At 72.7% G+C, this 8,409-nt stretch carries 12 protein-coding genes; 4 read left to right on the top strand and 8 right to left on the bottom strand.

Annotated elements, in window-relative coordinates:
• Positions 1–453 (bottom strand): phosphatase PAP2 family protein (locus A6Q79_RS16465; protein WP_317698796.1); only part of this gene is annotated, 453 nt, incomplete at its 3' end.
• Between the two features lie 126 nt (positions 454–579).
• On the bottom strand, positions 580–2,292 hold the full coding sequence (locus tag A6Q79_RS16460; protein WP_317698795.1) for a helicase HerA-like domain-containing protein: 1,713 nt from the start codon (positions 2,290–2,292) through the stop codon (positions 580–582).
• A 49-nt stretch (positions 2,293–2,341) separates the two neighbouring features.
• On the opposite strand from A6Q79_RS16460, the gene A6Q79_RS16455 reads away from it, so the two are divergent.
• A complete protein-coding gene (locus A6Q79_RS16455; RefSeq protein ID WP_067861882.1) occupies positions 2,342–2,644 on the top strand; it encodes a type II toxin-antitoxin system VapB family antitoxin in 303 nt (100 codons plus the stop codon).
• Positions 2,641–3,165: a LytR C-terminal domain-containing protein gene (locus A6Q79_RS16450; protein WP_067860388.1), complete on the top strand. Its 525-nt coding sequence runs from the start codon at positions 2,641–2,643 to the stop codon at positions 3,163–3,165. The genes A6Q79_RS16455 and A6Q79_RS16450 overlap by 4 nt, the downstream gene beginning before the upstream one ends.
• Positions 3,166–3,189: 24 nt before the next feature.
• Here A6Q79_RS16450 and A6Q79_RS16445 read toward each other — a convergent pair whose 3' ends face one another.
• Together A6Q79_RS16445 and A6Q79_RS16440 are read right to left on the bottom strand one after the other, a co-directional pair.
• Entirely contained in the window at positions 3,190–4,173 is a 984-nt protein-coding gene (locus A6Q79_RS16445) for a potassium/proton antiporter (protein ID WP_317698794.1), read from the bottom strand.
• On the bottom strand, positions 4,170–4,682 hold the full coding sequence (locus tag A6Q79_RS16440; RefSeq protein ID WP_317698793.1) for a cation:proton antiporter: 513 nt from the start codon (positions 4,680–4,682) through the stop codon (positions 4,170–4,172). The genes A6Q79_RS16445 and A6Q79_RS16440 overlap by 4 nt, the downstream gene beginning before the upstream one ends.
• Before the next feature lie 94 nt (positions 4,683–4,776).
• Between A6Q79_RS16440 and A6Q79_RS16435 the strand changes: the two genes are divergently transcribed.
• Positions 4,777–5,601 carry an alpha/beta hydrolase gene (locus tag A6Q79_RS16435; protein WP_317698792.1) on the top strand — a complete coding sequence of 275 codons (825 nt, stop codon included), beginning with the start codon at positions 4,777–4,779 and terminating at the stop codon, positions 5,599–5,601.
• Here A6Q79_RS16435 and A6Q79_RS16430 read toward each other — a convergent pair.
• From A6Q79_RS16430 to A6Q79_RS16415, 4 genes are all read right to left on the bottom strand, one after another.
• Complete coding sequence (locus A6Q79_RS16430) at positions 5,543–6,139, bottom strand: hypothetical protein (protein WP_289017009.1); 597 nt, start codon at positions 6,137–6,139, stop codon at positions 5,543–5,545. The genes A6Q79_RS16435 and A6Q79_RS16430 overlap by 59 nt on opposite strands.
• Positions 6,140–6,686: 547 nt before the next feature.
• On the bottom strand, positions 6,687–7,067 hold the full coding sequence (locus tag A6Q79_RS16425) for a hypothetical protein (protein ID WP_067860395.1): 381 nt from the start codon (positions 7,065–7,067) through the stop codon (positions 6,687–6,689).
• Positions 7,064–7,531, bottom strand: a complete 468-nt coding sequence (aroQ, locus tag A6Q79_RS16420) for a type II 3-dehydroquinate dehydratase (protein WP_067860397.1) — start codon at positions 7,529–7,531, stop codon at positions 7,064–7,066. Before aroQ ends, A6Q79_RS16425 begins: the two co-directional genes overlap by 4 nt.
• A 43-nt stretch (positions 7,532–7,574) precedes the next feature.
• Positions 7,575–8,255 (bottom strand): glycoside hydrolase family 16 protein, encoded by a 681-nt coding sequence (locus tag A6Q79_RS16415; protein WP_317698791.1) that lies wholly within the window; start codon positions 8,253–8,255, stop codon positions 7,575–7,577.
• Here A6Q79_RS16415 and A6Q79_RS16410 point away from each other — a divergent pair.
• The coding region (locus A6Q79_RS16410) for a hypothetical protein (RefSeq protein ID WP_317698790.1) at positions 8,230–8,409 on the top strand (180 nt) is incomplete at its 3' end. The two genes, A6Q79_RS16415 and A6Q79_RS16410, sit on opposite strands and share 26 nt — an antisense overlap.

Genomic DNA, 8,409 nt, shown 5'->3' with positions numbered 1-8,409 from the left:
GCCCGCGGCCGAGTGCAGGGCGCGCACGTCGGTGTAGCCCTCCACGAAGCGCGGCGGGGCCATCGGCACGGTCAGGTAGCAGGCCAGACCGGCCAACGAGGCCACGACGAGCGACGTGCGCGCGCGCCCGTACAGCCAGCGGCGACGCACGAACAACCACACGAGGACGACGGCGGTGACCACGTAGTGCGCCGTGGCGTACCAGTAGCTCGACGCGACCGCCACGAGGTCGTGGTGCACCACCCAGGTGTTGAGGGCCTGCTCGACGTCCAGGTGCCAGGCCTTCTCGAGACCCAGCAGGTCCTTCGCACGGTCGAGAGCGGCGCCGCGGTCGTCGGAGGCGAGCATCCGCGAGGCGCTGTAGCCGACGTAGAGCACGGCGATCAGCGCCACCTCCAGCACCACGGCGCGGACCCCGAGGCGCGTTCGGGTGCCGACAGGAGTGAGGCTCATGGCTTCACTATGGCGTGAACGGCACCGTGTGCACCTCGGGGACGTCACCCATCGGTCACCCGCACGTCACCCTGAGGCCACCCGGGCGACGTCGCCCGGCGCCGTCGGCGCCCGCGACAGCCAGGGTCAGCGACGTCGACGGAACAGGCTCTTCGCCAGCTCTCGCGCGAGCGTGCGCGACGCCTCGCCGACCGCGCGGTCGAGCGTCGAGCGACCCGTGGACGTCGTGCGGGAGCGCGTCCGACGCCGGGGCCCGCGCTCGAGGCGGTCGGCCTCACGGGCCACGCGTCCGGCCTCGGCGGCGGCGTCGCGCGCGGCCCGGTCGGCCTCGGCGCGCGCCTCGGCAGCTCCGCGGGCGGCCTCGACCGCCTCCGTCGCCGACGGCGGGTCGACGCGCGTGCCGTAGCGGGGCAGCAGCGGCGACGCCGCGACGAGTCCCGCGACGACGTCGGCCGGTGCGGGAGCCATCGACCCCTGCGGCGCCCGCAGCCGGGTCCACGCGACGGGGGTGGGGGCACCCCGCTCGTCCATCACCGTGACGACGGCCTCGCCGATCGCGAGCCGGGTGAGCAGCTCGCCCAGGTCGTACCCCGACGTCGGGTACGTCGAGACGGTCGCGCGGAGGGCCTTGGCGTCGTCGGGCGTGTGGGCGCGCAGCTGGTGCTGGACCCGCGACCCGAGCTGGGCGAGCACGTCCGACGGCACGTCCTTCGGCGTCTGCGTGACGAACACGATGCCGACGCCCTTGGAGCGGATGAGCCGCACGGTCTGGGTCACCTGCGCCAGGAAGTCCTTCGACGCGTCGGCGAACAGCAGGTGCGCCTCGTCGAAGAAGAACACGAGGCGCGGCTTCTCGACGTCGCCCACCTCGGGCAGCGTCGCGAACAGCGTGCGCAGCAGGTGCAGGAGGAAGGTCGAGAAGAGCGTCGGCCGGTCCACCACCGACGGCACCTCCAGCAACGACACGACGCCGCGGCCGTCGGGGGCCAGGCGGAGCAGGTCGGCGACGTCGAGCTCGGGCTCGCCGAAGAAGACGTCGGCGCCCTGGTCGGCGAACGCGACGAGCTCGCGCAGGATCACGCCGACGGTGGCCGACGAGAGCCCGCCGAGCTCCTTCAGCTCGGCCTTGCCGTCGCCGACGAGCCAGGTGAGCACCGAGCGCAGGTCGCCGAGGTCGACGAGCCGGTGTCCCTGCTCGCGCGCGTGGTGGAAGACGAGTCCGAGCGACGACTCCTGGGTCTCGTTCAGGCCCAGCACCTTCGCGAGCAGGAGCGGACCGAACGACTCCAGGCTCGCGCGGACCGGCACGCCCGTGCCGAGGCCGCCGAGGGTCAGGAGCTCCGTGGGCGAGCCGAGCGGCTGCCACGTCTGCCCGACGTCGGCGCACCGCTGCGTGAGGCGCTCGCTCGGGGTGCCGGGGACGGCGATGCCGGAGAGGTCGCCCTTCACGTCGGCCGCGAACACGGGCACGCCGTGCGCCGAGACCTGCTCCGCGAGCAGCTGCAGCGTCCGCGTCTTGCCGGTGCCGGTCGCGCCGGCCACCAGCCCGTGCCGGTTGAGCATGCCGAGCGGGATGCGCACGGGCGCCGACGGCACGGCGACGTCGTCGACGACGAGGGCGCCGATCTCCACCACCGGACCGTCGAAGGCGTAGCCCGCACGGACCTCCTCGACCACCGGATCCTGGGGCCCAGAGTGGTCCGGCACAGGATCGGACGGCACCGCCACGCCCGCCTGCTGCTCCTCCGCCGCAGCGGCAGCCTGCGCGGCCTGCGCGGCGAGGTCGGACGCGCTCGCGTCGCCGTCGGTGGGTCGACCGTCCCCGTCAGCCGTGCTCATGGCGGTCAGGCTACCGCTGCGCGGCGGTCGTGCTGTCTACACTGACGTCGTGATCTTTCGGAGGGTGAGCGACGGTCGGCCGTACCCCGACCACGGACTGTCGCAGCGCGAGTGGGCCGACCTGTCGCCCACGCAGGTGCACCTCTCCGACCTCACGACCACCAAGACGCAGCTCGACCTGGCCAACCTGCTCGACGAGGACTCGACGTACTTCGGCGACCTGTTCGCGCACGTCGTCGCCTGGAACGGCGAGCTGTTCCTCGAGGACGGGCTGCACCGCGCCGTCCGCGCCGCCCTGCAGCAGCGGTCCATGCTGCACGCCCGCGTCCTGACGATCGGAGCCCGTCGATGAACCCCCGCAGCGGAGCCGTCGGCCCCCTCGTCCTGCTCGGCTGTGCACTGCTGCTCGTGCTGGGGCTGTTCGTCGGCTTCCGGCTCGTCACCGCCGAGGCCGACACCGGTGAGGCTGCACCCACCTGCGAACGCCGCGTCGTGGAGAAGGACGACCGTGTGACCAGCAGCCTCGTGAGCGTCGACGTCTACAACGCGAGCAGCCGGGCCGGTCTGGCGAACCGCGTCTCCATCAACCTGCAGCGTCGCGGGTTCCTCGCCGGCCAGATCGGGAACTCCGACAGCAAGGTCAGGCCACGGGTGGCCGCCGTGCTCACGGACGACCCGAAGGACCCGCGCGTCCGGCTCGTCGGTGCGCAGTTCGGCTCCCGCGTGCAGTACGTCGAGCCCGACATCCCGGTCGACGAGGGGTCGGTGACGGTCGTCGTCGGCGACGGGTTCCGCCAGCTCGGGCGCGACGTGCGCGACACCAGCAACGACCGTCGCTTCACGGTCTGCCTGCCCACGGTCCCTGCGGCCTGACCACACCGGAACAGGCGCGGCGGGTCAGGCAGGGTCGGCCGCGTCCCAGCCGGCGAGCCGTCCGTGGCGGCCGACGTCGAGCAGACGCTGCTCGGTGAGCTCGCGGACGTCGCGCGTGGCCACGACGAGCACGTCGTCGCCCCGCACGAGCCGCGTGGTGCGGTGCGGCACGAACGGCGTGCCGTCGCGCACGACGAGCGACACCGACGCCCCTGTGGGCAGGCGCAGCTCGCCCACCTCGACGCCCGCCAGGCGCGATCCGCGCGGCACGTGGACCTGGAGCAGGTCGGCCGAGACCCGTTCGAGCGGCGCGGCCTCGACCTCGAGGTCGCGCACGTCGTCGCGCAGCACCCCGCACCAGCGCGCCAGGCGCGCGAGTGGCGCGGCCTGCACGAGCGTGTAGACGACGACCGCCACGAAGACGATGTCGAAGAGGTCGCGCGAGCCGGGCACGTCTGCGGCCAGCGGGATCGTGGCGAGGATGATCGGCACGGCACCCCGTAGGCCCGCCCAGCCGACGAACAGCTGCTCGCGCCAGCCGACCCGGAACCAGGTGGCGCAGACCAGGACCGACAGCGGCCGGGCGACGAAGGTCAGCACAGCGCCCGCGACCAGTCCCGTCCACAGGTGCCAGAGCGTGAACTCCGAGGGGCTCGCGAGCAGGCCCAGCATGACGAACAGGCCGATCTGCGCGAGCCAGCCGATGCCCTCCACGAACGAGCGGGTGGCGACGCGGTGCGGGAGCTCGGTGTTGCCGAGCACGAGCGCGCACAGGTACACGGCCGCGAAGCCGCTGGCGTGGCCGAGCACGGCGAGGCCGTACGCGAGCACCGTGAACGCCAGCACGATCAGTGGGTAGAGGCCCGACGCCGGCAGCGCGAGCTGGCGCAGCAGCCTCGCGGCACCGAACCCGACCGCCAGGCCGACGACCGCGCCGACGACGATCTCGAAGACGATCAGCCCGATGAAGGAGAGGGCACCGCCGTCGGCGATCTCACCGGCGCTCACGCGGTGACGAGCACGACGATCGGCGCGTCGTTGAGCCCCGACTCCGCCTCCAGCACGCCCTTCACCCGGGGTGCGATGGGCACGGCGCGCAGCACGGAGAACACCGCCGCCGCGTCGGTGGGCGTGAGCACGGCGGCGAGCAGGACCGCGATCTCCCACCGCAGGTCGAGCGCGTAGTGGGCCGCGCCGGCGACGACGAGCACGCTGACCACCGACCCGAGGGTCGCGAGCAGCAGGCCGAGGCCGATCGCCGGGCGCACGTGCTCCCACCGGGTCGTCAGACCGCCCTCGGCCAGGATCAGCACGAGTGCGCCGAAGCCGACCGCGAGCGCGAGGTCGGCGTCGTCGAACTGCACACCCAGGCCCTCCTCGCCGAGCACGAGTCCGAGACCGAGGTAGACGAGCAGCGACGGCAGCCCCACGCTGACGGAGAGCCGGACCGCGAGGATCGCCGCGATGAGGACGCCCGAGCCGACCAGGAGGAACACGTCGAGGTCGTGGACGTCCATGCACCCACCTCCCACCCTCGCCGAGACCCGATCCTATCGAGCGTCGACCGTGCATCGACCTGCAGGGACGCACGCCGTGCGGTGGGATGGACGGGTGCACCGTCGTCGATTTCTCTCGCTCGGGGCCGCGGCGGTCGGCACGGCTGCGCTCGCCGCCTGCTCCGGCCCCAGTGCACCCACGTCGGGCGGTGGCAGCATGGGCGACATGGAACGCATCGCCTACGGCTCCGACCCGTCGCAGTTCGCCGAGCTGACCCGTCCGTCGGGAGCCTCACGCGGGGTGGTCGTCGTCATCCACGGCGGGTTCTGGCGCGCGCAGTACGACCTCTCGCTCGGCCGTCCGCTCGCCGCGTCGCTCGCGGAGGAGGGCTGGACCGCCTGGAACCTCGAGTACCGCAGGGTCGGGAACGGTGGCGGGTGGCCGCAGACGCCCGACGACGTCAGCGCGGGCATCGACAAGCTCGCGGAGGTCGACGGCCTCGACCTCTCGCGCGTGGTGACGCTCGGCCACTCGGCCGGCGGCCACCTCGCGGTGTGGGCGGCGGGACGTCAACGCCTGCAGCCGTGGACGGATGCGAAGGTCCCCGTGACGGCCGCGGTCTCCCAGGCGGGCGTGCTCGACCTCGCGGGGGCTGCCTCGTTGGGCGCCGGGGCCGTGGAGGCGTTCCTCGGCCGGCCCGTCGACCAGGTGCCCGACGCCGACCCGACCGGCCAGGTCCCGCTCGACGTGCCGGTGCGCTGCGTCCACGGACGCGACGACTCGACCGTGCCGATCAGCCAGTCGGAGGCCTACGTCGCCGCAGCCACCGACGCCGGTGCCGACGCGACGCTCACGCCCGTCGACGGCGACCACTTCGTCGTCATCGACCCACGGAGCGAGGCGTGGGCGACGACGGTGCGGCTGCTCGCGGACCTGTAGCGACGACGAGCCAGGTCCAGCCCGCGGCGAGCAGGACCATCGAAAGCACGCCCCACGGCCGGTAGACGTGCTCCTGCCAGAACATCACGGAGCCGACCAGCGTGAGCACGGCGCCGGGCAGCGCCCGCATCACGCCGGCGCGGCTCGCGACGCCGACGGCGAGCGCGGTCGCGGCGATGTAGGCGTAGGACCCGATGGCGCCGAGGTCGCCCGCGACGGGGAAGACGATCCCGAGGCCGCCCGCCTCGGCGTCCTTGATGGCCCCGCCGGCGATCCCGGCGAGGATGTCGAGGCTGGTGTAGAAGCAGGCGTACACGTACGCCAGGACACCGACCACGACGCCGACGGCGCGGTCGTGCTGGCGGGCGACGAGCCACGGGCCCAGCGCGAGGAGCGGGAAGACGGGCAGCAGGACGGTGTGCATCATCTGCCAGTGCGCCGCGTCCTCGACGGTCAGCACCGCCGGGTGCGTCAGCCCGAGCGCGGCGGTGAACAGCGGCGGGAGCGCCACGGCGCAGATCGTGAGGTAGCGGGTCATGGCCTCACCGTAGGCACGATCCCCCCTGCCCGCCGACCACCGCCAGTCGAGCAGCGGCACGCGCGACGAAGGAGCGCCGTGGCTGCGTATCGAGACCACCCGGCAACGGCTCAGCGCGAACCGACCCCCAGCGACAGCACAGAGTGGTCTCGATACGCCCGAAGCACGCTCGTCCCTCGCGGCTCCGCGCTACTCGACCAGCGGCAGGTTCCGCTGGTCGAGTAGCAGGGACGAGCTTGCGAGGTCCCTGCATATCGAGACCACCCGGCAACGGCTCAGCGTGGACCAAGCCCCAGCGTCGGCGTGGAGTGGTCTCGATACGTCTCCGTCAGCTCCTTCGTCGCGGCGTCGACTACTCGACCAGCGGAACACTCCGCTGGTCGAGTAGTCCGAGCGAGCTTGCGAGGCTCGGACGTATCGAGACCACCCGGCAACAGCCCAGCGCGGGCCAACCCCCAGCGAACGCCCAGAGTGGTCTCGACCTCCGCCTGCTCCTTCGTCGCGGCGTCGACTACTCGACCAGCGAAGCCATCCGCTCGGCGGAGGGTCAGGTGGCGTCCTCGACCCAGCCGTGGGTGCGGGTGTGCAGCTCCTCGCAGACGGCGCGGTAGAAGCGCTCGACCTCGGGGCTGGAGAAGTCGGAGGCGCCGGCGAAGGTGTCCGACCTGGCCTGGAACCACAGGGCTGCGCGCAGCAGGGTGATGCCCAGGTCGCCACCCAGGTGCTCTCCGCGCTCGACGGCCTCGAACGCGGGCCGGTAGGCGAGCTGCACGATCGTCGCCGTGGACGACGACAGGAAGAAGGCCGCGTCGAAGGTCTGCGCGAAGGCGTGCAGCGCCGCCCAGTCGGCGTCGGGCCCGGGCACGCGCACGCGTCGGGAGACGGCGAGCTGCTTCTTGTGCGGGACGTTGCGGGGTCCGTCGCTCACGAGGCGTCCTCCTCGGTGGCCAGGGCGGCGACGAGCTCGCGGACCGCGCGACCGTAGCCCGCGACACCCTCCCCGACGACGGTGACCGCGGCGACGTCGCTCAGGTAGGAGAAGTGGCGGAACTCCTCGCGGGCGTGCACGTCGGACACGTGCACCTCCGCGAACGGCAGCGCCACGCCGGTGAGGGCGTCGCGCAACGCCACCGACGTGTGCGTGAGCCCACCCGGGTTGATGACGACCCCCGCACAGTCCTCGCGGGCCTCGTGGATCGCGTCGATGAGCACGCCCTCGTGGTTGCTCTGCAGCGCCCGCACCGCGTAGCCGAGCTCGTCGGCGGTCCGCTCGACGAGCGCGACGACGTCGTCGAGCGTCTCGTGCCCGTACACGGCGGGCTCGCGCGTGCCGAGCAGGTTCAGGTTGGGGCCGTTGACCAGCAGCAGCCGGCGCGGGGGCGAGTCGCTCACGGGGTCACGCTACCGACCTCGTGCAGCCGCCCCCACCGACCCGTCACTGCCAGGCGCGCACCCAGTCGACCTGCAGCGTGGCGGGGAAGGTCGTGCCCGACGTCGGCTTGTTGCCGTCGACGCCCAGCATCTGGGTGAGGTTGATCGTGTAGTCCTGGTCGAACGGCCGGCCTTGCTCGACCGAGGTGTCCGACGTGCGGATGGCGTGGTCGAGGCAGACCTGCCCGTCGTACTCGACGCGGATGCGCTCGCGGTCCCACTCCAGCGCGTAGGTGTGCCAGGCGGTCGGGTCGTCGACCATGCAGAAGTAGTTCGTGTAGTCGCGGGTCGACGTCGCGTAGTGGACGGTCGGGATCAGGCGGTCCGGGTACTGGGAGTAGAACTCCGCGATGTCCATCTCGCCGGTGCCGAGGCCGTCGCCCCAGTACTTCAGCGTCTGCGGGAACAGCCAGAGGGCGCTGTGGACGCCGGGGCCGGAGCTCGCGGGCATCTTCGCGCGGATCTCGACCCGTCCCCGGCTCATCGTGTAGTGGCCCCAGGTGGTCACGGACGCCGACGTGTAGGGCGTCGTGACGGTGGAGCCGTTGGCGGTGCAGGTGACGGGCTCGGACTCCTTGCGCGTCGTCAGGCGCAGGGCGCCGCCCTTCACCTCGAGGTTCTGCGGCCGGTCGACCCAGCAGTCCCCGTAGGTCAGGCCCGTGGCCTCGGTGGTCGCGCTGCTCAACCAGCTGCGCACTCTGGTGGCGCATCTGTGGGAGAACGAGGGCGAGGCCATGACCGTCACCGCGCAGTTCCTCGACAGCGTCAACGTGCCGCCCCCGGGCCGGATTGCCGAACTGTGGGCGCCCGTCGGCCTGCGCTATCACGCGCTGCATCAC

The sequence above is a fragment of the Aeromicrobium sp. REDSEA-S32_B7 genome, assembly GCF_001626145.1.
GTDB lineage: Bacteria > Actinomycetota > Actinomycetes > Propionibacteriales > Nocardioidaceae > Aeromicrobium > Aeromicrobium erythreum.
Note: the sequence above shows the minus strand (reverse complement) of the source record. Positions and strands in the feature narration are given on the sequence as shown.

Excerpts from the sequence above, each read along its gene's own strand:
- A6Q79_RS16460 (WP_317698795.1), bottom strand. The coding sequence starts at position 2,292 with ATGAGCACGGCTGACGGGGACGGTCGACCCACCGACGGCGACGCGAGC.
- A6Q79_RS16450 (WP_067860388.1), top strand. The coding sequence starts at position 2,641 with ATGAACCCCCGCAGCGGAGCCGTCGGCCCCCTCGTCCTGCTCGGCTGT.
- A6Q79_RS16440 (WP_317698793.1), bottom strand. The coding sequence starts at position 4,682 with ATGGACGTCCACGACCTCGACGTGTTCCTCCTGGTCGGCTCGGGCGTC.
- A6Q79_RS16430 (WP_289017009.1), bottom strand. The coding sequence starts at position 6,139 with ATGACCCGCTACCTCACGATCTGCGCCGTGGCGCTCCCGCCGCTGTTC.